The organism is Citrifermentans bremense (genome assembly GCF_014218275.1).
Taxonomy (GTDB): Bacteria; Desulfobacterota; Desulfuromonadia; order Geobacterales; family Geobacteraceae; genus Geomonas; species Geomonas pelophila.
The window spans coordinates 4,107,721-4,130,716 of sequence record NZ_AP023213.1; the positions used below are offsets into that span (position 1 = coordinate 4,107,721).

Annotated in this window: 15 protein-coding genes and 1 pseudogene; all 16 read right to left on the reverse strand. The window is 53.0% G+C overall.

Annotated features, from left to right (window positions below):
- Positions 1-116: 116 nt before the first annotated feature.
- The 16 genes and pseudogenes from GEOBRER4_RS18235 to GEOBRER4_RS18310 all read right to left on the reverse strand — a co-directional run bounded on the left by GEOBRER4_RS18235 (position 117) and on the right by GEOBRER4_RS18310 (position 22,885).
- Positions 117-2,075, reverse strand: a complete 1,959-nt coding sequence (locus GEOBRER4_RS18235) for a UvrD-helicase domain-containing protein (protein ID WP_185243457.1) — start codon at positions 2,073-2,075, stop codon at positions 117-119.
- Positions 2,072-4,426, reverse strand: coding sequence for an AAA family ATPase (locus tag GEOBRER4_RS18240; RefSeq protein ID WP_185243458.1), 2,355 nt, complete (start codon positions 4,424-4,426; stop codon positions 2,072-2,074). Before GEOBRER4_RS18240 ends, GEOBRER4_RS18235 begins: the two co-directional genes overlap by 4 nt.
- A 561-nt stretch (positions 4,427-4,987) precedes the next feature.
- The gene (locus GEOBRER4_RS18245) at positions 4,988-5,677 is read right to left on the reverse strand and encodes a KH domain-containing protein (RefSeq protein WP_185243459.1); all 690 of its coding nucleotides are present in this window, start codon (positions 5,675-5,677) and stop codon (positions 4,988-4,990) included.
- 607 nt (positions 5,678-6,284) lie between these two features.
- Positions 6,285-7,502, reverse strand: a complete 1,218-nt coding sequence (locus tag GEOBRER4_RS18250; RefSeq protein WP_185243460.1) for a hypothetical protein — start codon at positions 7,500-7,502, stop codon at positions 6,285-6,287.
- 119 nt (positions 7,503-7,621) lie between these two features.
- The gene (locus GEOBRER4_RS18255) at positions 7,622-8,035 is read right to left on the reverse strand and encodes a toll/interleukin-1 receptor domain-containing protein (RefSeq protein ID WP_185243461.1); all 414 of its coding nucleotides are present in this window, start codon (positions 8,033-8,035) and stop codon (positions 7,622-7,624) included.
- A gap of 114 nt (positions 8,036-8,149) precedes the next feature.
- A complete protein-coding gene (locus tag GEOBRER4_RS18260) occupies positions 8,150-8,506 on the reverse strand; it encodes a hypothetical protein (protein WP_185243462.1) in 357 nt (118 codons plus the stop codon).
- Positions 8,507-8,629: 123 nt separating this feature from the next.
- A complete protein-coding gene (locus GEOBRER4_RS18265) occupies positions 8,630-9,547 on the reverse strand; it encodes a hypothetical protein (protein WP_185243463.1) in 918 nt (305 codons plus the stop codon).
- Between the two features lie 106 nt (positions 9,548-9,653).
- Complete coding sequence (locus tag GEOBRER4_RS18270; RefSeq protein WP_185243464.1) at positions 9,654-10,397, reverse strand: RluA family pseudouridine synthase; 744 nt, start codon at positions 10,395-10,397, stop codon at positions 9,654-9,656.
- A 272-nt stretch (positions 10,398-10,669) separates the two neighbouring features.
- Entirely contained in the window at positions 10,670-11,416 is a 747-nt protein-coding gene (locus tag GEOBRER4_RS18275) for a hypothetical protein (protein WP_185243465.1), read from the reverse strand.
- 717 nt (positions 11,417-12,133) lie between these two features.
- A complete protein-coding gene (gene recQ / locus GEOBRER4_RS18280; RefSeq protein ID WP_185245365.1) occupies positions 12,134-13,972 on the reverse strand; it encodes a DNA helicase RecQ in 1,839 nt (612 codons plus the stop codon).
- Positions 13,973-14,123: 151 nt separating this feature from the next.
- Positions 14,124-15,608, reverse strand: coding sequence for a tyrosine-type recombinase/integrase (locus GEOBRER4_RS18285; RefSeq protein ID WP_185243466.1), 1,485 nt, complete (start codon positions 15,606-15,608; stop codon positions 14,124-14,126).
- A 329-nt stretch (positions 15,609-15,937) separates the two neighbouring features.
- On the reverse strand, positions 15,938-16,516 hold the full coding sequence (locus GEOBRER4_RS18290) for a hypothetical protein (RefSeq protein ID WP_185243467.1): 579 nt from the start codon (positions 16,514-16,516) through the stop codon (positions 15,938-15,940).
- A complete protein-coding gene (locus GEOBRER4_RS18295; protein ID WP_185243468.1) occupies positions 16,513-18,834 on the reverse strand; it encodes a site-specific integrase in 2,322 nt (773 codons plus the stop codon). Before GEOBRER4_RS18295 ends, GEOBRER4_RS18290 begins: the two co-directional genes overlap by 4 nt.
- A gap of 8 nt (positions 18,835-18,842) precedes the next feature.
- Positions 18,843-21,128 carry a hypothetical protein gene (locus GEOBRER4_RS18300; protein WP_185243469.1) on the reverse strand — a complete coding sequence of 762 codons (2,286 nt, stop codon included), beginning with the start codon at positions 21,126-21,128 and terminating at the stop codon, positions 18,843-18,845.
- A 149-nt stretch (positions 21,129-21,277) separates the two neighbouring features.
- A pseudogene (locus GEOBRER4_RS18305) lies at positions 21,278-22,153 on the reverse strand (RecQ family ATP-dependent DNA helicase); the annotation flags it as partial.
- A 57-nt stretch (positions 22,154-22,210) separates the two neighbouring features.
- Entirely contained in the window at positions 22,211-22,885 is a 675-nt protein-coding gene (locus tag GEOBRER4_RS18310) for a TIGR04282 family arsenosugar biosynthesis glycosyltransferase (protein WP_185243470.1), read from the reverse strand.
- Positions 22,886-22,996: the final 111 nt, after the last annotated feature.

Consider the following 22,996-nt stretch of genomic DNA (forward strand, 5'->3'; position numbering starts at 1 on the left):
GCGTCAGCCGTCCGCGTCCAAGGCGCTGGTTGGGCGTTGCCTTTTGACGTTTTTCGTTCGGATTCTCATCTGGGAGAAAAGTTATCGTGTTATAAATGGCTGACCCCATGTTCACTTTAAGCGATTTCCACGATTTCCTCCGCTGTAAACCAGTCGCTCTTGTTCCGCGCAAATTTCAGCGCTTCTGCCGGGTTCTCGGCCCATAACACCAGTGCCAGCGTTTCTCGGGCCCGGCTGCAGGTGACGTACAGCAGTCGCAGGCTTCGGTCGATGGTCGTCTCTTTGCCGGCCTGGACGTTGTCCAAATCACGTTTTCCCAGTTCGGTCGCGCCAAACAACTTGTCGTAAGAGATTTGGTTGCCGCCGGACTGGTCGTCGTCCATGACCACCATGACGTGCGTGAACTCCGACCCCTTGACCACCTGGTGCGTGGCGAGTTCGGAGTTGCCGGCCAGGTAGCGCCGGTACCGCTCCAGTTCGGCCCATGGCGCCTTGAACAACGCGCACCACCCCCTTCGCCGTCGTGCGTCGTCCGTCTCGGTTTCCTGGCGCGGAATCGGCGCAGCTGGCGGTGGGGTCTGGTCGGCAAACTGCTGCAGCAGCCGAGAGTCCACCTTGAACACCTGCGCCTTGATGATGGGAGCGACGACCTCGGCGACGGTAGCGTCTGGTTTGACGCACGCCGAGCCAAACGCCGCGAGGGCCTCATGCATTTCCTCTGTCCGCGCGATACGCTGATCGGCGTCAGCCGGGAGTTGATCAAGGCAGCCGGCGCGTCTGAGCACCTCTGTGGCCGCGAAGTCGTTGACGGACCCGTCCGCAGCCACGCAGGCCGCGAGCTGCGCGAGATCCTGAAGCACCAGCCGAGCGACTGAAGGCCCCGTGTTCTCACCCCTGCCCGACGGTGCCGCGGCGTTCGGGTCGATGAGCGTTATCGCCGTGTAGACATTCAAGAAGTCGCCGCGCGCCGCAACCAGTTTGTGCTCCAGCGCGAGCGACTGATAGCCGGCAGACGTCGCCCACGCATCGCTCTGGGCCGCCTGCTGCATCTGTAATGCGACCCAGGCTTCCTTCTGACGCTTTTCTGGTGTCGAGAGGGATGTACGTCCGATGAACAAGCGCACCGTGCCCCCGGTCTTCTCGGTGCGGTGATGCTGTTCGATGCCTGAGGAGGGTTGTGTACGACCCGCCAGCTTCGCCGCCCATATCTTGTTGATGAGCTGAACAACTCGCTGCTGGCTGCGGTGGTTCATTTTCAACTCCGGCTTGGCCCAGCCGGGAGGCACGAGGCCGGGCAGGTCGGAATGCCCGTCCATGTAGATGCGCTGGCGGTGGTCCCCGAGGAGGCCGAGCGTGAGGCCGCTGCCCCTGGGCTCCGCCAGTTTCATTAGCGCGTCCAGCACCGATTTCATCGTGTCCTGGGACTCGTCGATCAGGATGATGGGGTGGCGATCCTGCAGAATGGTTCGCAGCGTCGGCCGGTTCAACAGCAGCCAAGCCGTGGCGTCCAGCACTTGGCCGTGCTGCATGGCACCTTCACCGTAGGTGTCCTTGTCGGGGTGGTAGATGAATGTCGGCACGCCCTTCAGGGCTTCTATCTCCGCTTCGATCTCGGCGAATTTCCTGCGGTCTGTATCACTGATGCCCCTCACCTTGGCCGCTGCCTTGGTTTTGGCCTCTTCGAGCTGCACCGCTTTGTCGGCAATGAGCGCCTCGCGGATGTCCTCGTCAAAGCCGCCGATCAGTTCCCAGCAAAACGAGTGGATGGTCGAGACGGCGACCAGGTCATTGCTGCCCAGCCGGCCGCTGATGACCGCAACGGCGTTCTTCGTATACGTGACGACGCGGATAGACCGACCATAGAGGCGCAGGCGGTTGGCCAGCCTTCCACCGCTCGCGTGCGGCACGACGCCGGTCAGCCGGCGCAGCACTTCGACCAGCGTGCGTGTCTTGCCCGAGCCGGCTCCCGCGAACAGGAAGAAGCTCTGCGGCGGCTGCTCCGTCAGGTACCCGCAGATTTCCTCGACGACGCCAGCGTCGCGGTCGTTTCCTTCATGGACGACGGTGCCGGTCATGGCGTCACGCTTTCGGCGGGATCGAGTTCATCCTGCAGCCAGGTGAGGGCGTCGGCGATGTACTTAGGGCACGTGACGTCCTCACCGGCCGCGACGCGCTCAAAGATGCCGGCCGCGAAATCGCCCTTGCTGAACGAATCGTGCATCAGCGCGTGCAGGGCCTTCAGTAGGTCCACGTGGGTGGCAGCGCCTGCCACGACCTCGGCCGCTTCGGCCAGTGCACCGGTAGGTGGGTTGACCTTCTTTTCCTTGTCTTTGTCCTTGTCCTTGTCCTTGTGTTGGCCGCCGGCCATGGCAGCCTCGGCCTCTTCAGCCAACTTGTTCAGTCCCTTGAACCAATCGATGTTGGTCAGGATAAGCGAGTCCTCGAAGGTCGTCGGCCATTGGTTGCTCGCCTCAGCGACCGGCAGTTGCCATGCGAACCGCACCTTGCAGTCCGGGGCACCGGTCCAGATGAGTTGCGCGGGCGTTGGCGCCTTGAAGTCGTCCACGTTTTGCAGTTTGGGATGCCATTCGCGCAGCGTGGCGTTGCCGCACCTGAGGCCAGCCTGGCCTGTGTTCGCCGTGGCCAGCCAGCGCATCTTGCCTTTGGGTCCGGCCTTCTTCTCGGTCGGATCGAGGTCGGTGATGACGACGGTGGGAATCCGGAGCTTCTCAACCAGGGGCCTCAACCGGTGGGCGTGGCTGCCGCCGATGTCCAGGAAGGAGACGTAGCGGCTGTTCAATTTCTCGTACTTCAGCTCCATGAAGAGCGGCACGAGCATGCGCTCGGCCACGCCTTCCACGAACAAGGCGGCATTGGCGAACAGCAGGTCGGTGTGCTGGACGCGGAAATAGCGTTCCGCGAATTGACGCGTCTCGTCGTCGTCGCCGAACACCTCGCCCAAGTCGACGACTTCGGTGCTCGGCGTCGGATGGGCCGCCGAGGGTGGGATCCGCCGCACGTACCGCAGCCGGTCGAAATCCTCGGCGTGCGCAAGATGGCTGGAATGCGTGCTGATCAGCAACTGGCTTTGCAGCGCGCTGGCATTCGTGTCGGTCGGGCTGATGAGCTTGTGCGCCTTGTCTGGAAAGATGCGCTGCACCTGGACGTGCAGGTGGGCCTCAGGCTCCTCGATCATGACGAGGTGGACCGGCGGCGGCGAGCCTTTCTCGGGGTTCATGCGTGCGGTCTTGAACGACACGAGCTGGTAGCTCAGCGACTGCAGGTTTTGGTAGCCCAGGCCGATCGAGAACTCCGGCAGCATGTCTTCGCCGGTCCCGCCTTTCATGCTGTACTGGACGGCGGTGCTGTGGTCGAGCAGGTCGGCGGTGTGGATGCGCGTCCTGAACCGGATTTCCTGGGGATCGTGAAGGCCGGGGTAGCCGAGCAGCTTCACCTCGGCCACCGAGGACGCCAAGGCATCGTGGATCTTCTGATCCAGGTCCTTCTGCGCATTGGCGACCGCCTGGATGAGGTCGGCGCGTTGCCCGTGCCCGGTGGCGGCGACGTTGAGGTGCTGGCGCGCGAACTTCAGAAGCTGGTTCGAGAACAGGCCGACGGGATGTGACGACGACGTGGACTTGGAGTCGGCCTCTTCCGAGCCGAGGCCCCGCTGGGCGGCAACGAAGTCGACTCGGACCAGCTTGGACAGGTGCTTGCGGTCGGCCGGCTGCGCGTCGGCTGCCAGGACTTGGGTCTGGTAGGTCTCGATCCCTTGGATGGGATTGTTGGCGGCATCGAGGCTATACGGTCTGACTTGTCCCAGCTTCCTGGGCTCGCGCAGCCAGTAGTCGAGCAGGTCGATCGGCCAGGCCAGCGACTCGCTGCTCATGCCCTTCACGGGTTGGCGCGCCAGGTTGTAGGCCCAGGCCAGCTCTTTGAGTGACGCGACATCGCTGGCCGGCTCCAGGCGCAGCCGGACGCCAACAGCGCCACCTTTCCAGACCAGCTTGGACAAGAAGGGCTGGACATAGTGGAACATCCCGGCCTCGGCGTCGAACCACAGATCAAGCGTGGGCATCGCAGCCAACAGCGTCGCTAGCTGGTCTTCCCAGTTATCGCCCTCCTTCTGCGCGGCGGTCGCCGGATCCTCCGTCAACGCCTCCCATTTGACGCCCAGCGCACGCAGCGCGGGCCACTCCGACAGGCTGATGTCGAACGCGCCGAAGGGGGAGGATTCAGCCAGGAAGTGCCGTAGCGCGGTGAGGATGGCGGTCTTGCCGCTGTTGTTGGCGCCAACAAGAATCGTCGTCTGCCGGTCGAGGTCCAACTGGACCTTCCCAAGACGGCGGAACTTGCACAGTTCGACGAATCGCAGCGTGATGCTTCCAGACGCGGCGGCTGCTGGTGCTTGTGCCGGTGTTGTCACTTCGTGGTGCCTCCAGAATTGAGTAGTCGCGTCTTCCGCGGGGTTAATAGAAGGGGCCATAATGCCGACACCTTGTATCCTTGCGTACAGGATCGAGCCCCTCTCGGTGCCTCGATTGGACTGCTCGGGATGGCAGCCGTCGCAGGCGAGGATGGATCCGGGAAGGTATTAGTAAGTCGGTCGCTACGTCTCCGCAAGAGACCGATAGGGACACATACCAGCATAGGTATCCGACCAAAGGATGCCACTTTCGCGATCGCTTTTTCGAATAGCGATGGTCGCCAATGCTGTTGGCCAAGTGTGTGGAATAGCAAAAAGAACGCACGTGGACTGTTTGGAGAGACATATAATTGCCCAACGGGCTGGGAGATCACCGGCGGGGCTTCAGTGCCGGTGCATCTTCCTGGTTGGATGCTCTCTCCGTCTGTTGCGCCTTACACTCCATTAGCAACATCTGGGACCCCAACGCATCAACCCCTTCTCCTGTTGCTAGGGATCCCCGGGGTTATTCATTGGTTGGAAATTGCCTGTTTCCCTTCAATAAGCTGGATTCGCGAACAACTACAGGTACTTCTTTCGTAGTCGAGGTTCACTGCGTCTTTTTTTGCGTTCTATGACTACCAGCAGATGTTGCTCAATAGGGATTGGCCTTTTGGGTCGTGGTATTGGAACAGCCGACGGCGCGAATTCTTCTTCAATTCCAAGGTCGAGAGATAATTGTTCGGGATACGTTTCTAAAGACTCAAGAGCAACCGCAATCTCTTGCTGAGCTTCAGGAGGCAGCTCAGCTCCCGTCGGATCGAGAACCTGTAAAGCTTTAAGGGTGGCCTCTTCAGGTGCAATTTCACGATCTCGAACCTTAACAAACAGCCGCTCTAAGCGTGAAACCGCGCCGGCATCAACTCGTGTATGTTTCTTTGGCAGGGGGTTGCCTATTTCATTCTTGGCAGCCTCACTAACAATGGCTTCAGCAACAGCACACCCTTGACGCTTTATTATTTCTACACCTTGGATAAAGCTGCCATATTGAGCGATCCCAACATATAGTGCAGACGCGGCCACAGCAACTTTACCAAGACCCTTGACGGAGCCTTCCTGAACAGCTAGGTAGAGGCTGTAATCATTAAACGGCAGAAACTCCTCCACCGCGGCGTCCATTTCGTCGAAGATTCTTCTTGCGTAGGCGATCAACTGATCTTCAGTGGGTGCTGGGGTATCGAAATTGAAAGACGCTCGTACGATATCTATCATTTAACCGTCCCTTTCGATTTGAAGGACTGCATTCTTTTGAATGTTTTCAGCCTCGCCAGCCTATGCTTCGGAGAGCTTCTGCAATTAGGTTGGCTTGTTGGTTCATCCCCATTTGCCGAAGCTCCCCCACAAGAAGTGGCCACGGCGGCATAACGCCCATATAAGGTTTAGAGTCAGGGCCGGTGTACATGCCCCCACCCGGCCCACTATACAGGCCGCCACCCGGTCCAGAGTAAAGACCTCCACCAGGGCCAGTGTATAGCCCACCGCCCGGACCCGTGTAAGCCGCCCCACCTGGACCGGTGTAGAGACCTCCGCCAGGGCCTGTGTAAGCGCCTCCACCAGGCCCTGAATACATACCGCCACCCGGGCCGGTGTAGGCACCTCCACCTGGGCCGGTGTACATACCGCCACCAGGCCCAGTATAAGCGCCTCCGCCAGGACCTGTGTACATGTTGCGGACCCACATTTTGAGACTCATAATGCCTCCTATTTCTCTGTCCAATGCTGAGAGCACAGCGGCGGCGTTGCCGTCCGCTGGTGCGCTTTGTTGGCCCTACATTTCTAATCCGGTAGCGCTGGTAACGCATGATCGCATGGACGTCCCCTAACAGGCCTCCAGAGGTAGCTCTTCCGAAACCACCCTCTTCCCAATTTTTCCTCCCTTGAGGTAAGGTAGGCCATGAACAGTAAAAGTAACGCTTTGTGCATCGACAGATATTTCGGTCATCAGAATTTTCCTGTCGCCAATAGTAAGTTCATCTCCTACCACTAGTCCTGTCTGGCGAAAAAAAAGGGCCTCCGCAGTCGTCTTGTGAAATCTTATCCCTTCGCCGACCCGGCGACTAAGCACCTTTAAAAATTCACCTATTTCACCGGTTGGAGTTCCACTAAAGGGGGCCAGTTCGATATAATGAATCTCTCCAAGTGGAGGACTATTCCAGCACCACCAGCCAGTTCTGTCTTTCTTTTCCACGGATTTAGCCCAAGTGGTGTTATTTGCAATATCCTGCCAATCTGGCTCACCATTCAGAGAAGAGATGTTGGCGGTTGTTGCAGCTAAAGCTATCGCATTCTTGTCTCTCTTGTGCAAAATGTGTTCAGGTCTGTCTCGTTTTATAAACGTGAGCTTAGTGCTAATAATTTTCGTTCCAAGCGATCCGTCATCTCTGTAGCGGGGACCGTTCACCTCGATGGAGTTATCTTCATCTCTTCCTAGAACAGACCGGTATGGCAACTTTGCATTTTCGATGCGAAGCTTGCTTCGGCCGAAATTCTTGTCCACGAATGATAGGTCATCACCGAAGCTTAAGCCGAAGTACTCCTTCAGGATCCTTTCTTCAAGTTCCCGCTCTCTCGCCTTCTCTTCATCTTGACGCCTTGTCTTTAATAACCCAGACTCATCGTGTGGCAAGATGCTGAATGCACTCCTTTTTCCTGGGGTTCCGTCCTTTCTGCACTGCACACCACGAATGTGGAAATTTGAATAACATTCATCTCGTCTGTAGAAAGTTGTCTCGTGGACTAGAATTTTTCCCCCCTCAATTTCAGCTATTTCTCCAATTCTAACTCCGTATTCTATTTCGAGAAACGCGGCTGACAGAATTAGAATTCTCCTTTCAAGCACCTCATTCCAATTTCCCGTTCTCGTCAAAAGATCCTTACCTGCAGTCACTATCTCTTGATACAAGGGATGTTCGTCCTCGCGACCCTCTAGCTCTTGGATTATCTCGCTTAGGTCAACAGTCATTGCTTCAAACAGTTCAATTTCATTAGTTACCGCATCTATGGCTAGCTCGATAAAGTCCAAAGTTCCTAGTTCCATCACGAAAACTCCCTGTTTGTCCTGTGCCAACGGGGCTGCACTTGACCTGCGCGGCGAGGTATGCCGCGTCAGCGTCAAAGTGCATGTTGAGCATCTTATTGATACTCTGATCTAAATGGTCATCTTGTTGTGAACTTCCGCTTTATGAAGTCATCGACTTCTCCTGCATCAATACAGTGAAACCTTCGAAGTCGCTCTGGCAACTGTGGAATGTCGCAACGGAACAATATCGGAATGGTTCTCTTTTCTAAAACCCAGGCAGCACCCCACTCTGTAGTCACCCATTCACTGTTTAAGCTGCTTGGTGATACAATGACCCATAATTCCTGCGACCCCACCAGCGATTTACGGATGTTTTCCGCGAAGTCATCACCGGCGCTTAAAGCTTTTGGAGCCATAAAAACTGTTGCACCAGCTCCTTCGAGTTTTTCATGTACTGTTTGAGCCTGCAGATGATCCCGCTCGCTGTAGCTCAAAAATACATCATATTGGAATTTTGCAGCTTGTTTGACTCGCTTGAATTCTTCTTCCATCTCGATTTTATGCCATGTTTCATATTCTCTTTTTTTCCTCTCCGAAAGTCTTAGCGTACTTTTGACATAGGATGGTTGTTCACGAATTACGTCCTTCTCCCAATCAAATAGTTCTCATCCAGCTGGATTGATGTGTACGAACGATTTTCTATCCTCTGGATGCTTATAATAGTAGCATTCTGATTTTACTTGTATTATGTCCTCTCGATCTATCGCTTCTTTCAAAGTTTTGTCTTGTTGTTTGCCATACTCACTGTAGTATTCAAATTTAACCTCAGAATGGTTAAACATATCAAACATGAGCGCTAGGACATCCTCTTCTGAAGCAAGATTTCCTGATTCTATAGAGATAGACCTAGTCATGACTATGGAGGCAGGGGCTGGGAGTTCTATTTCATGAACACTGCCATCAGGCATGGTGCGTGAAAATTTAATACTGGTTGCTTTGACCTCTTCGTTGTCAGTAGTCATAAACCCTCTTTTCGTTTTGCGCTCAACGGCTGAGAGCGCAGCGGCAGGCGCGGATTTATCGCGACGGACCGTCTGTCGCGCTTTGTTATGCGTCATTCTTAGAAGTATTATCAAGAGAGAGACTCAGTTGATAGATTTGCTCGCGACATAAAACCTAGTCAAGGAGCCAATGAATGAGTTTTTTTGCTCAAGCTCTTGTCTGTGATCAATAAAATCAGTGAATATCTGAAACATCTCCGGGTACAAACCCTCTCCGTCCCGCATCGCTATACCAAGGCCGACGATATCGTCAGACTTTGTTGCATCCTTAAACCTGGACACACATTTGCTAATGGTGTTTTCCCATGTTAGGACATCGTCCTTTAGAACCTCTCTTGCTTTTGTATGTATTTTGCCAATGCTGGTGATGTAATCCCGGATCATCGGCTTAATGTCAAATTTTTCTCCAAGGGATTCAAGTTCTTGGATGACAGATCTCTTAAACTTCTTATCCTCTGCAAGTTCTTTTACCTTCAGATACGGTGTAACACCAAAAACGATCTGCCATTTATCCTGTGCTTCCTCTTCTCGTTTAGAATTGTATGTTACTGATTGGACCGGAAACCCTCGGTGCTGGACGTAATTTCTTAGCGCCTCAAGAACTCGGTAGCTGAGGCTGATATCATATTCATGTTTTACTTGACATTGTACTTCCTTGACTTTCTGAGATCTCTCACCGTAGATGTTGTTTAAGTGATGACAATAATGGTCCAGATACATTCTACAGGCGCTCAACAAGTTAATAATTCTTCTATTAATTACGTTGACCTCATTCTGCATCCTCGGGTAATTCAAGTCATGAAATATCATGTGCTTAGTGGCAGTTGAAAGAAGTGTCATCTCATATTCAAGAAAATCTTCCATTACAACGTCAACTTTTTGCTCCAGATAATAAGCTTCAAATAAATATTTTTTTGCATTTTTTATGGCGCAATACTCTTCCTCAGTGATATTGACAAAGGGCATTGGCCCCAACACCAATTTTGTAATTCCGTATTCCATTGATTATTTCTCGCATAACGGCTCGGGCCATGACCCGCCTGGCCAGTTTATTAGGGCGGTCGGTGCCCATGGGCCTTGTTGGTAATTGCTTTTCCCCGCTATTATCTCATGTCGGGGGCAGAAGACCCCATATCAATTCCCGGCTCTTGTCCGTCGATTCATTCGGAGAGATACTGCCGACTAGCCGGGTAAAATAGTCGGGGATGCCGGTCTCGATGGCCATACGCCGGCCGCTGACCGGATGCGTGAACGTGAGCGATCGGGCATGGAGCGCCAAGTGTGCGCGGGCATACCGGTCCGTGCCGTATTTGCTGTCTCCCACCACGGCATTGCCCCCTTCGGAAAGGTGCACCCGGATCTGGTGCTTGCGTCCGGTGAGCAAATGGATTGCCAGCAGGCTGAGGCCACGGTTCTCCTTCATGACGACGTATTCCGTGTGGGAAAGCTTACCCCGCCCCTGGTCGGTGGTCGAATAGACCCGCATGGCGCTGTTCTCCGCCAGATAGCTGCTTATGGTGCCGCTCTTCAGTGCCAGTGTGCCGTGAACCACCGTCACGTAGTGCTTATCCGTCTCCTGCCAATGCTCCTGCAGATGGATCTTGTTCGCTTCGCTCTTGGCCAGGATCAGGATGCCGGAGGTCTCCCGGTCCAGGCGATGGACGATATAGACCCGGTTTCGGGAACGTGGATCCCCCTTGCGGACGTAATCGTTGAGGATGGAATGGACCGTGCGCGTCTTGTCCCGGCCGGTGCCGATTGTCAGGAGTCCGCACGGTTTCTCGATGACGATGATGTCCCGGTCTTCGTACAGGACCGTAAGCCCTTGGGGGTGATGTTTAGCTGCCGACATGGCGAACTTTCTCCGGGGCCAGCGGCGGATGTGGGCCATTCAGTATTCAAATCAAAAGCTCATGTCACGCAACTTCTCGAAAGACATCCGAAATCGCTTGAACAAGCTTCGGCGGTTCTGCTTTCTTAATTTATGCTGCGATTATCTCTTGATAGTCGTGCGCCAGTGTCTTTTGGTCAGATATTTTCAGTTGTATTTTTTATCGTCCAACGTTGGCGGGTGATCACCGGGCGACAGTTTGCTCCGGTGCATCTGCCTTGTTGAAAACTTCTCTAAATCTCTCGTCGATCCCGGCCATTAATTTCTTTGCTCACACTTTCGAACAACTTCTTGATCTCTGTAGATGCTGTGAATTTCAATGTATGAGTCATAGGCATAAGGTTTGGATCTGACTTTTCATGTGTTACATCTTTGCAATCTAACTCTTTAAGCAACTCCGCGATGAGACTTATTTTGTGTCCTGCGTTGGCTGTGCGAAATGCAAAGTTGTTGTCATCAAAATGATGCCCGTACCGAGCGTATGCCCCTGCCAAATATGAAAGCTTTGCTGTTTTGTCTTGCCCCTTGAAAACATCAATTGAAATGAATGCTTCAACCATGCGAACATATGGCCCGTTTGGGTATTTATGAGGCTTGACCATTGTGTGTGAGTTGTCGAATGAATACTGATACATGCTATTAATGTGCTGACACAGTTCTGAAGAGTGAAATGAAATGTGACCACCGTCGGATATTTCTTTCCTGATTTCGGTATGGATAGACTCCTCCGCAACGAGAAGTCTCAGATACTTTTCAAAGACCTTTGAAGCTTGAACTTCTGATGAGTAAAAGCTCTCAACACCATCAGCACCCTTCTCGATAATCCCTCTTCCTCTGTATTCATCTAGGCAACCCAAGATGAAAAATATTGGTTTAACTCCGGGCAGGGTGGGTTCTTGTAGAAGGTTATTTTCCTGGCCCCAGACAGAAGTAGCGAAGAGTAGCAAAGGGACCAAAGCCGCGATGATAAATCTTCTCATATTTGTCCTTTCAACTACTTATTGAGCGGTTCACGCGCGCGTGAACCGCTGATCGTCCTAAATCGGTTATTCTACCGGATCCTTATAAGTTCGACAAAATCCAGTTCTGTAAAGATGACCCAAATGAAGCCATTTGGATAGATTATCGTATTGAAAAGCTTATTTATCGGGATAAATGTTCCAACTGGCTTGTTGGGCGGTTTTCTGTACAACATCCCGTGACATCATCAGCAAGCCGAATTTATAACGGTTTTAGGCCGTGGTCAATGAAAAATCGCTTATCATTATCCCGATCACTTTACGCCTCTAAAAATTGGAAACCACTTCGGGTGATGTCTTTACAGGACTAGATCGTATCGTCCGAATCGCGTTGATGTGCTGGGTAGGATACGGTGTGATTTCAGCATTCTAGGCGGGGCCGAGTGGGTAGGCCTTGTTGAAGTTGGTGAATGATACGGCTGATCGAGAAGGTCTCGAGGAAGATGACGCAGTTGGCGACAAGATGGTTGAGCGAGGATAGGGTGTCAGTGAGCGCCAAAAATCCACACTATATTTTTGTTTGGATGATTTTGTCACCCATTGAGTTTCCACACCGAAATTCGAAGAGCCTAAAAAAGAAGGCCCACTGACGTAGACCTTCTTTTTTATTCGCTGCTTTCCCTGAGTAAGTGAACCAGGCCAGATATTGATACAAATGCTTACGGAACCTAAGAGGCCCTAAGAGGCAACTCCACTTTTCCGGATTTCGGCAATAAACATGGCTCCATATGCGCCGAGCTTGGATTTGCCCACGCCACTGATTTTAAGCAGCCCTTCCGAAGTTGTTGGCTTTTTTGCAGCCATCTCGACAAGAGTGACGTCTCCAAATACCACGTAAGGCGGCACTCCCGCTTCTCTTGCTATTTGGGAGCGCAGCTCGCGAAGTGATTGGAAAAGAACCTGCTCGTCAGGACTGAGCAAATCGACACTGACTTTTGCTTTCTTGATTTTGTTGGCTGCTGCCAAACGCTCCTCTTTTGTTTGCGTTATCTTTAACCGTGGCCGCGCGAGGTGAAGGCGTTCCTGTCCTAAAAGAAGAGGCTTTGATGCTGCCGTGAGCCGAAGTATCGAATATTGGCTGATATCCTGGTAGAGGTAGCCGAGGTGTATCAGCTGGTGAAGGATACTTCCCCACTCTTCTGGACTTTTGCTACGTCCTATGCCATAGGTGGAAAGTTTGTCATGGCCAAGAGCCTTGATGCGCTGAGACTGGGAACCACGAAGGACATCGATGATATGGCCTGCACCAAAACGCTGTCCAGCGCGGTAGACGCAGGAAAGAGCCTTCTGGGCATCTTCTGTTGCATCGAATCGCTGGGGCGAATCAAGGCAGACATCACAGTTGCCACAGTCCTCCTCGAGATGCTCGCCAAAATAAAGAAGAAGGATCCTGCGCCGGCAATGCAGGGCTTCTGCGAATCCAATCATGGCATTGAGTTTATGCGTCTCTATACGAACCTGTTCAGGGTTATCGCTATTTTCAATGAGGCTGCGAGCAACAGCGACATCCCCGTACCCAAAGAGTACGAGGGAGTCCGCGGGCAAACCGTCCCTGCCTGCCCGTCCTGATTCTTGGTAGAAGCTTTCTATATTTTTGGGGAGGTCGTAGTGCACAACGAATCGAACATTTGGCTTGTCTATACCCATGCCATAGGCGACGGTACCAACCACAATCCTGACTTCTTCGTTTATGAAGGCATCGTGCACCCTGCTGCGTTCTTTGTCTGAGAGTCCCGCATGGTAGGCCGCAGCAGCAATCCCCGCACGGGCAAGACGCTCAGCCACTTCTTCTACTCGCTTACGGCTGAGCGCATAGACTATACCGGCCTCATGCTTGGCGCGGGCTGAAATAAACGACAACAACTGGGAAAGCGGCTGCCTCTTTTCTAATACGGTATAGCGAATGTTTGGACGGTCGAAGCCTGCGACATAATGGCGCGCCTCGCCCAGACCGAGGCGGCTGATTATGTCGGACCTTGTATGAGCGTCAGCCGTAGCGGTCAGCGCAATCAGGGGGACATCAGGAAATAGTTCGCGAAGTTGGCCGAGTTGTTCGTACTCTGGTCGAAAGTCATGCCCCCACTGGCTGATGCAGTGTGCCTCGTCGATGGCAAATAAAGAGATTTCCAGATCGTTAAGACGTTGCAAGAAAGCCTCAGTCATTAAGCGCTCTGGGGCCAAGTACAGGAGATCCAGGTCGCCGCCGTGCAACGCTGCTAGAACCCGAGAGGCCTCCTTTTGGTCGAGACTGGAGTTATAAAAGGCTGCCCGCACCCCGTTGGAACGCAGAGCGTCAACCTGATCCTTCATTAGCGAGATGAGCGGGGAAACGACAATACCGACGCCAGGTCGACAGAGGGCAGGAATCTGATAGCACAACGACTTCCCCCCCCCGGTAGGCATGATGACGAAGGCATCCTCCCCTCGAATCAACCCTTCAACGATCTCCTGCTGGTGATCTCTGAAGGTATTGAATCCAAAAATCTCCCTTAAAATTTTGTTCGGGGTCGCGCTGATGTTGTAATCCTCTTTATAAGTGAACTTGCCGAAAGCCACGCCACGACCAGCAGCAGAGACCCCCTCTTTTTCAACTCTAGCAGGAGGTAGTAATCTGACACGTATACTCCAACTACCGCCAGTTTTCTCTCTCGAACACGAAAAATGGTACCTAGTTTAGATTAGCCCCTAGGTGTTTCATCAGTATCCGGAATACCCGGCCTGAATCACCATCCCTAAGCGCATCAAGCAGGCCATCCTCCTCCGCCAAAAGGTACTGCTTCACCTTTAGGCGCTCCAAGGTCCCCACTGACTCCTCCGAAAGATATTGTTTGTAGGCAGCCTGGGTGATTCCTTTGTGGCGCTCAAAATATTCCAGCCTCTCACCGGCTGTCATTTTGATGAGCTTGAGCTTCGTGAGATCAAGGTAGTGCTTGAGTGTTGTTGTTTTGAACCTGTGGCCGAGTTGCTGCGATGCATAGGAGATAATGGAATTGTCATCAATTGTGGCGGCAATCACCTTGCAGTTATGCCCTTGTTTTTCAAGCTCCCGAAACTTCCAGAGGTATAGATTAGAGACCACTTCCATGGCAAACAGCCTCCTCAGATCGTGCGGTGTGATCTTGAGCCCAGCCTTAGTGATCGCCTTTGTTACCGCCTCTTGCATAGTTTTTGTTTTGACCCGCTCTCCCAGAGTATCGCCTGTCGTGGCAAGGAATACGGCGTCCGGCTCCTTATAGCCACGACCGTAAAGTTTTTTTGCTCGCTTAACGAGTTCAACCCTCTCAAAATCGATATAGTCCCGGGTGTGCTTGAGAAGCATCGGATCGACATCCAGCGGCCTTCTGCGTACCCGTCCACCCTTGGTGCGGAGACCTTGCCCTTTTGGCTTAAATGGCATCGGGTAAGGTTTCTTCTCGATTATGTATTGCTCAATCTCCTCAAGCTGTGGGATCATGCTAACTTGGAGGGTTGAGGCTTCAACCCCACGAAGGCCAAGATATCTATTCCAGTCAAGATAGAGTCTGTTGCGCCTGGCTGTCACTTTACCAAAAATCTCATCCATAGCATCGTGGAGTTTTTCTACATCCTCGTCACTCGCCGCCTCTTTTGGCAGCGTGCCGTCGGAACGGAGGCGCCCCACCCACAGATCCTCGTTGTTCTTTCCTTTTTCAACTGTTATGCGGTATTTGCCGCCATGACCAATTGTGCCCTCGGGTACCTTTTCGTTAGCCTTACACCAGAGATAGAAGCGAAATACTGTCGATAACCTTCGATTGATTGTGTCGCTCTTGAGGGGTGTGACGCTATTGCGTTGCTGAACCGATTTCTGTTCCGCCGACACGCGGGCGCCGTTGGCCATCCTGTCCCGCCAACGCATCAAGAAATTGTCGTTCACCTCCTGCCAGTTTTGACGCTCACGGGATAAAAACTCCCAAAACATTCTGAGGTCACTTGCCAACTGCTTCATCGTGCCGGTGTCGTCGGGTCTGGACTTTCGTTTTCTCTGGACGATCAGCCAGTCAATAACAGGATAGATAGGTGCACCATATTCATCGACTAGGATACCTACGCCCGGTCTAGACAGGTCGTCAAACCAACAATTTTTATCGGTGAAGAAGAGCTTGGGAACTTCGAAAGATTTAATTTTGCCCATTACTGACCTCCGAACGATCACCCTCAGCAGATGAATAGCGCCGTAGGCTTGTCTGTAACAGCGTTGAAGCCCACCGAAACGACTTGGTCTGCCTCCTCTGGTCAAAGGAAAGTAGAGGTGGGACTTGTCCACTAACTACTCAAAACGGGCTAGGCTGACTCTGTTGGACTGAAATGGCAGACTCCTACATTGCATTGACATCGACTCAGAGTCAGAACTCTCCTCTCCGTGCGGCAGCAGTGTCAGGATGTCCCTGATGCGCTGCTTCATCAGTGGGATCTCCATTTATCTTCGATTTGTCGACCAGCATACCTACGTATTTGCCCCCCCTACTTGACGGGGCGCAATCCCTGCACTGTCCTCACTCTATCAAGTTGTTTTTCCAGATCAGCGACTCTGCGAATTAGATTCTTGTTCATATTGCCCAAAATCTGGACATTTTCAGATATATTCATGATTTCGCTACGCAATTGTGCGTTTTCGTTAACCAACCTTTGGATTAAAACCTCTTGCGCCCTTTTTTCAACTTTCAACTTCGTTAACTCCTGCTTGGCTGAAGGTTTGTTCTTGATGGATGCGAGAAGCTCTCTAGCACGTCCTTTGAGGGAGCTTCGCTCTGGCCTATCCATCGCCACCGCAGAAACAGGATAAACACCGTGGATGACATGTAGCCCCCCGTCCAGTCGAACCTCTAATTCGAGGTCCTCGTCGAGCCACTTTTGAAAGTCAGTTAAGCTTTTTGGACAGTGTTTATGGCTGGAATCGCTAACCCCGCTCAGTTCATAGCATTCTGGAACGCCATCAGCACACCATTTCTCAAGGATCGCAATTTTCTCTTTTATTCGCTGAGTTGCAGCCTCGTGCCGAGCATCCCTACTCAGGCCGGCTTGATATTGGGAGTGGCTCATTCTCCCCACTCCGACCCATCTTCGAAATACGCCTTTAAGCCCTCTTCATACACTCTGGCATACTCCTGCGCATAGTCTCTCATGATATCGGAAATGCCTCCCCTCTCCAGCCTCGATCTATAAGTAGTTGCACCTGTTTCCCACAGTGTGCGGAAGTTTTCATCGACGTATAAGTGCTCACACCCAAGGCAGCGCTTGGGCGTTGCTTTTGCCACATCAGGCTGATCAGCCTTTACGCCGTCAGCAACGCAGTTACCTCGGAATTCCCCTGTCTGCTTGTGTTTGTATGCATAACAGAACCCCCATTTAAACGGTATCATGTCAATATTCAGCTTCATCATCACCCGCTCTGCAATCTTATGGGCAACCCATGGAGGCTCTTCTCCGCTGAGAATCTCGGAATGCTTGATAACCTCATGAAGCATCTCGTCAAGATGCTTCTTCATCGCCTCACCTCCGGGGCCAAGAGCTTTGCGCTTGCCCCTAAGAACCCCTGACATTAGGTCCACAACGATATTTTTGCTATGAGCTTTAAGCATGTCGGATTCATAGATTTCTTCGATATAGCGCTTGGTCATTTCCATATTAAAATGACGTAATTGGTGGGATAAGGCCTCCATCTTACCGTGCTCACCATAGTTATAGCGGTACATGTATAAAAGTGCGAAGAAGCGCCTAAACTGGTGCGGCCTGAATATCCACTTTGACCCATCCTCGAGAAGAGGTACATTGACGAAGTCGGCGAACAGATTGATGGCCTCAACTATATCGAACCTAATTAAAGATCCGCCCCTTAAGTGCTCAACCTCGAAAAGATTCCTGGACCCGCTTTTTTTGCGCGTTGACTCCGTCAACGCCTCAAGTACCTCAATGGCCCTCACGACAACCGGCGGAATGGGCGTTCTATCCCATTTTTGGAAAGTCTTCTCAATGTAGCTCCACATCCATGGCTCACCACGCTCATCTAGGTAGAGAGCACGAGGCACCTGGTCATTGTCTGTCTGCTCACCTCCCTTTATCGTCAAAATCTCACCCCTCCGACGCGCTGTGAATGCGGCTATGACGATTGCGGAAGCCGCCATGAGATAGATGCTGGTTGCATGATTGATTGATAGTCCCCGCACCTCCACAGCATTTTTGCGACCAGCGGCAATTAGCGGCCACGGTGCTCCTAAATCTTCGGCACTAAAGTTTTTCGGAGCATATGCTTCTAAAATGTCCGTCAGGGCCTTTAACCGTTGACTCCTGCACACAGCGTTTGAAACGCGTTGAGTCGCCAGCTTGCGCAAGTCAAGTAGGTCGTCTGAATAGTTGATAACCCAACGGCAAGCCCGGTCCACGATATGGAAAGCCTGCAGGTCGGGCATAGTTTCCGTTATACCCTCACTATCCTCAATGTCGGCCACAGTAAGCGCTTCCCGGGCAACTTTTTTTGACGACATATTTTCCCCAGAGACGTAGTCGCTTGCCGGGTTGACACTGCATCTTTGCGGCAGGAGGTAACCCATATCGTGCAAGGCCTGCCATGCCTGCACATACTTCTGCAAAGAGTTTAACTTCATGGGTTCGCGCTCAGGCTCAACAACCAGCTCAAGCAGGTGTTTTTGATTATTCCGAACAAGCTCTGAGCCGTTAAGCGCTGCAACGGCAGTCCAGAATTTAAACGTGAAGTTCTTCCCAAATTTAGTAGCCAATTCAGGGTCAACACCAATCTGGCGATGCACCTCGCTAGCATCGATTCTTTCGTACATCTTTTTGCTATCAAAGCTAGTTCTTATGAATCTGACAGGTATCTTCCGCCCTGAGCGCTGGAGCGATTCGAGGTAATTATCGAAGCGGCTTTCTGCGTCGAGTAACCTGACAAGACCCCATGGGGCTGCTTGCATAAAGAGTCTAAAATCAAGAGTTGTAATATAGTCAACACTGTAAATGAAGTTGAGACGCATCCATGCAAAAATGCTTAGGAGTCGCCTCGTCATTGCAACCTGGTTTTCGGCGCTGGTGATGCTCCTGATATGACCTTCCCGAAGGGCGATACAGAAGCGCTGGGCAACCTCAAGAAGTGCTTCATTATCAGGATCCGTCAGCAGGGAGACCTTCATCGTGGCAGGGTCGTACAGCGGATACTCCCAGTTCAGACGTTTAGTGCCACCAAAACCCTCGTCGCTTATTTTCCACTCATTGGCATAGAGGGCAGCCCTATCGTTCAGCCACAACGGAGTGTCGAGCTCATCAAGCCATGGGCGTGAGACGCACACGTCTGGACGAGCAAGAGGTGAGGAAGGAATGGCCGCGTCATTTGCTTCGCTTTCGCACATTGCTCCTCCTATATCAATGGGACGAAGTCAGCGGTACCTAGTGCTTTTGCCATCTCTTCCGCCTCCCTCAAAATTTTCCTGCTGACGTTATGTGCAGATTTCGCTTTATCAATGCCCCCTTCAACTATGGCAAGCCACCGCATCCAAACCTCTTGCCACCGCTCCTCGTTCATCCGTAACTCAATTTCGTTGTCCCTTATCCACCTGCGCATCATGAAAGCATCCACCAAATTTTCCTTAAGTGCCGGAAATACTCGTGCAAGAGGGCACTTGGGGCAGTCGTCCACAGGGTCGCAGTCGGATCTCTTCACACTAAACTCTTTGCCTTCATCGTCTTTTCTTTGGTGATCACATATTGTCCCGAGACCTGTCCTTTTGGCGTTGGCTAGGCGGTCCTCGTATTCTGCCGTAGTGTACCCGAGTCTTCTTGCTGCATCCTCGATATCCTGAATCACTATGGCTTCGTAATGCTTCATGAACCCCCTGATACGCTCCTCCATCTCCATCCGAGATAGAGTACGCACTACATAGCCAGTCGATGTGGCTATCGTCTTGTGGGCCAGTTGGGCCCTTGAGGTCTCGATGTCTTCTCCATTAACAAAGGCCAACACCCTGACCGTTGGTCGAATACTGGTCGGCAAGAAACTGTATGCGCCAATGGAGGGATGGTTTTCCTTAAATTTTTTCAGAGCCTTATCATACACAGCAACCACACCGGCGGTTACGGTCACGCTGCCCATAGGTACACCTATTATTTTTTCACGTAAGAAAAGCCTCTGTTCTACCCTCGCTTCTTCAGTTCTAACCTCATAAAGAGGGTGGCCGTTCTTGGCGAGACGACGCAGGCGCTGCGTCATCTCTTTAACCCTTTGTATGACCACAATAGAATTGGCTCTATCTTTAGAGTCGATTCGCACTCTGCTGTGAACAGGCTTGTTGTCTGCACGAGACTTAATGCCCCAGATTTCTTTGATGGTTGGCACGTCGGTGTCTCTCACGCAATCAACGGTCAGGCCGTCAACGACCTCAACATTGAGGCCCGTGTCTATGAGCAGAATGATCTGTGCCATCAATAAGGTGTACATTGACGTGCCCAGACGCTCCTTAGGCCAACCTTCAAAGTCGTGGAAGCCATTGCCTCTGAATACATTTCTCCATATACGCAAGATAGGTTCTTCACAAATGTCTTTATCTGATCTTCTTAGTTTTGGACACAGGCCATAACGCCCATCCAGCAGAGTGAGAAGCCTTGATTTCGCAACCCTCACTGGCAGCGGTTGCCTTGTCCATCGGCCGTTGATACGTTTGGAGGTCCCAAGAAACATCTGTCTAAACGGGTTCTGCACTGTTTTTGTGCGGATGCCGGAGGGGTCATGCTGCACAACCTCAAACCACTCCTTCATGGGCCCCAGCATGTCCACTTCGTAAGAAAGATCTGATTCAGCGAGAAGTTGCTGCCCCTCCTGATAGGCCTCCCAACCCTTAATAAAGTCCGCCTCTGCACACCTTCTTACCTCCGCCAATCGTTCAGTGTTGAGCTTTCTGATCTCCTCGATGATCTGCCCGTCAGTCATTCCGGCAATACTGAGCCCCGAACTTGCGAGAGTTCTGATGCAGGCTTTCCGCTCCTCTTCAATGATGTCGTGTTTGTTAACACTTTGCCGCAAGTAGCCGCCAACGAGTCGGTCGATCTCCCTTTCGCTGAGTTTATGGCTCGGCAAATCACCTAAAATCTTACGCCGCCTTTTGTGCAGGTGCGCGTTCCTGATGCCTTTAAGGACTGCCCTTGGGAAGACACCGCGTGCCTCGCAAATCCTCAGGAAACCGCTGATGCAATGTATGAACTCACTTCTGCTACACTTGGTCCCCCGTGAAAAAGGGTTGTCCTTGTTGCGAATTGCCGTGTTGCGGAAACTGTCGATTACCATCTGCCAACTTGCCTGGTCAGGTATGTCCCCAGAGGCAAGGCTCTGCTTAACCGACTCTGCGAATGGCTTGTCATTGCCACTAAGAAAATGGAGGAGCCAAAGTATGAACTTTTTTGTCTTGATCCCATTCGGATGCAGCAACTGCTGCGTGGGCCTTGACATCTTGCTCAGCCTCAGTGTGATGGCGTAAGCAAGACTCTCTACAGTTCTCCTGTGAAGCAACGGATGGTTAAGGTAGGAGAGGTCGTACTGAACACCATGTTTACCAATAAACGGTCGGAGGGGGTCTGAGGTATCGATTCCACCGTGGAGCGACTTCAGGGGGGGGTATTGTTTATCTTTACGCGAGGTACCACTGTCTTTCATAGATAACCCCCATGACGCCTTTGTGCGTGGAGAACAGAATCCGCGCAACCATTAAGCGTGCGACTGCATGGGAGTCAGCTATCCATCTAATAGCCTAATATCAAGAATTCAGCAGTCAGTCAATCACGCACGTATCGCACGTGTTAAGCTAAACTCCTCCCGAAAGCGACCGTCGCCACCACGATCTTGATGTCGTCCTTGAGGAAGGCCTCCTGGACCCGGTGCCGCTCCTTGTCGGGGAGCCCTGCGTGATAGGCCGCCGCCTTGATCCCGGCTGCGCAAAGCTTTTTCGCCACCTCCTCCACCCGCTTGCGCGACAGGGCGTACACTATCCCCGCCTCGTCCTTGCGGCTGGACAAAAAACCGGTGAGCTGGCTGAAGGGCTTGTTCTTGTCGACGACGCTGTAGCGGATGTTGGGGCGATCGAACCCGGCGCAGTAGCAGGTAGCCCGTTCCAGCCCGAGCCGGGAGAGGATGTCCCCCCTGGTCTGCGCATCGGCCGTCGCGGTAAGCGCGATCATCGGTATCTCGGGGAATATCTCGCGCAGGACGCCGAGCTGGGCGTATTCAGGGCGGAAGTCGTGTCCCCACTGCGAGACACAGTGCGCCTCGTCGATGGCGAACAGGGAGATGGAGAGCGGCTTGATCCTTTCCAGGAAGCCGTCGTTCAGGAGCCGCTCGGGCGCGACGTAGAGGAGCTTCAACTCCCCCGCGTGCAGTTGCGCCAGCACCCGGCGCGCCTCCGCTTCGCCCAGCGCGGAGTTGTAGCACGCGGCGGGGATGCCGTTCTCGCGCAGGGCGTCGACCTGGTCCTTCATCAGCGAGATGAGAGGGGAGACCACCAGGGCCGTGCCGGGAAAGCAGAGGGCCGGCACCTGGTAGCAGAGCGACTTCCCGCCGCCGGTGGGCATGAGAACGAAGGCGTCTCTGCCGGAGAGAACCGTTTCCACGATCTCCTGCTGCGGCGGACGGAACGACTTGAAGCCGAACACATCGTTGAGAATCTGTATGGGGGATGCAGGCATGACTGGCCTTTATTCCTTGAGGGGATAACGTCGCAAGCGGGGCGTCAACGCGGTAGATTATACCGCATCGGCCGTCGGCGCCAGCGTTTCCGGCCGGAGGTGGGCGAGGAAGCTTCTTGTCAGTGGCGCGCCGTTGAGCGGGTCCGAGAGCCCCGGACGCAGCAGGTCTTCATAGCTGTCCACGTCATACCAGGAGGGAAGCAGCGCACAGGAAAGCCCCGACGCCTGAGCCTGCTTCAGGCTTACCTCAAGCACCCTCTCAGTCGACCAGGGTATCTCCTCGAAGATCCTCCCATGCCCTCCCCGCACCGCGACCAGGTAATAACCACCGTCAGAGGCGGGGCCGAATACAATGTCGCTTCCCTCCTCCAGCTGGGCAAAGGCCTCCTCCAGGTAAGCAAGCGGCAGGTCGGGGGCGTCGGAGCCGATGACCACGCGGGAGTCGTATCCCAGTTCAGCCAGCTGATCGAAGGCCTGCTCCAGCCTCGTTCCCAGTCCCCCCTCATGCTGCCGGATCAGCGTGACGCCGGGAACGGCCTCAAGGAAGAAGTCCGGTTTTCCATCGTAGAAGAGGACGGTCTCGGCGTTCAAGGCCTGAACGCGTGCGATGGTGTCGAGCAGCATGCAGCGGTAGAGTTCGGCCCCCTGCCGGAGCGACAGGGGGGGAGAGAGCCGGGTCTTGACCAGACCCGGGAGTGGTGTTTTGGCGAAAATGGCGAGCGCGCGTTTCATTAGAGGGCTTGGCCTTAGAGGAGATAAATGAGTAGAAAAGTTTAGAGTTGTCCACAATTTTGGCGGTTATCAACAAAGTTATCCACAGTCAATCGGCTGACTGTGACAACT

What these genes read in the sequence shown, in the direction of transcription:
- GEOBRER4_RS18270 (WP_185243464.1), bottom strand. Translation starts at nt 10,397, where the DNA reads ATGTCGGCAGCTAAACATCACCCCCAAGGGCTTACGGTCCTGTACGAA.
- GEOBRER4_RS18260 (WP_185243462.1), bottom strand. Translation starts at nt 8,506, where the DNA reads ATGACTACTGACAACGAAGAGGTCAAAGCAACCAGTATTAAATTTTCA.
- GEOBRER4_RS18250 (WP_185243460.1), bottom strand. Translation starts at nt 7,502, where the DNA reads ATGGAACTAGGAACTTTGGACTTTATCGAGCTAGCCATAGATGCGGTA.
- GEOBRER4_RS18265 (WP_185243463.1), bottom strand. Translation starts at nt 9,547, where the DNA reads ATGGAATACGGAATTACAAAATTGGTGTTGGGGCCAATGCCCTTTGTC.
- GEOBRER4_RS18295 (WP_185243468.1), bottom strand. Translation starts at nt 18,834, where the DNA reads ATGTGCGAAAGCGAAGCAAATGACGCGGCCATTCCTTCCTCACCTCTT.
- GEOBRER4_RS18245 (WP_185243459.1), bottom strand. Translation starts at nt 5,677, where the DNA reads ATGATAGATATCGTACGAGCGTCTTTCAATTTCGATACCCCAGCACCC.
- GEOBRER4_RS18290 (WP_185243467.1), bottom strand. Translation starts at nt 16,516, where the DNA reads ATGAGCCACTCCCAATATCAAGCCGGCCTGAGTAGGGATGCTCGGCAC.
- GEOBRER4_RS18235 (WP_185243457.1), bottom strand. Translation starts at nt 2,075, where the DNA reads ATGACCGGCACCGTCGTCCATGAAGGAAACGACCGCGACGCTGGCGTC.
- GEOBRER4_RS18285 (WP_185243466.1), bottom strand. Translation starts at nt 15,608, where the DNA reads ATGGGCAAAATTAAATCTTTCGAAGTTCCCAAGCTCTTCTTCACCGAT.
- GEOBRER4_RS18275 (WP_185243465.1), bottom strand. Translation starts at nt 11,416, where the DNA reads ATGAGAAGATTTATCATCGCGGCTTTGGTCCCTTTGCTACTCTTCGCT.
- GEOBRER4_RS18255 (WP_185243461.1), bottom strand. Translation starts at nt 8,035, where the DNA reads ATGGAAGAAGAATTCAAGCGAGTCAAACAAGCTGCAAAATTCCAATAT.
- GEOBRER4_RS18310 (WP_185243470.1), bottom strand. Translation starts at nt 22,885, where the DNA reads ATGAAACGCGCGCTCGCCATTTTCGCCAAAACACCACTCCCGGGTCTG.
- GEOBRER4_RS18300 (WP_185243469.1), bottom strand. Translation starts at nt 21,128, where the DNA reads ATGAAAGACAGTGGTACCTCGCGTAAAGATAAACAATACCCCCCCCTG.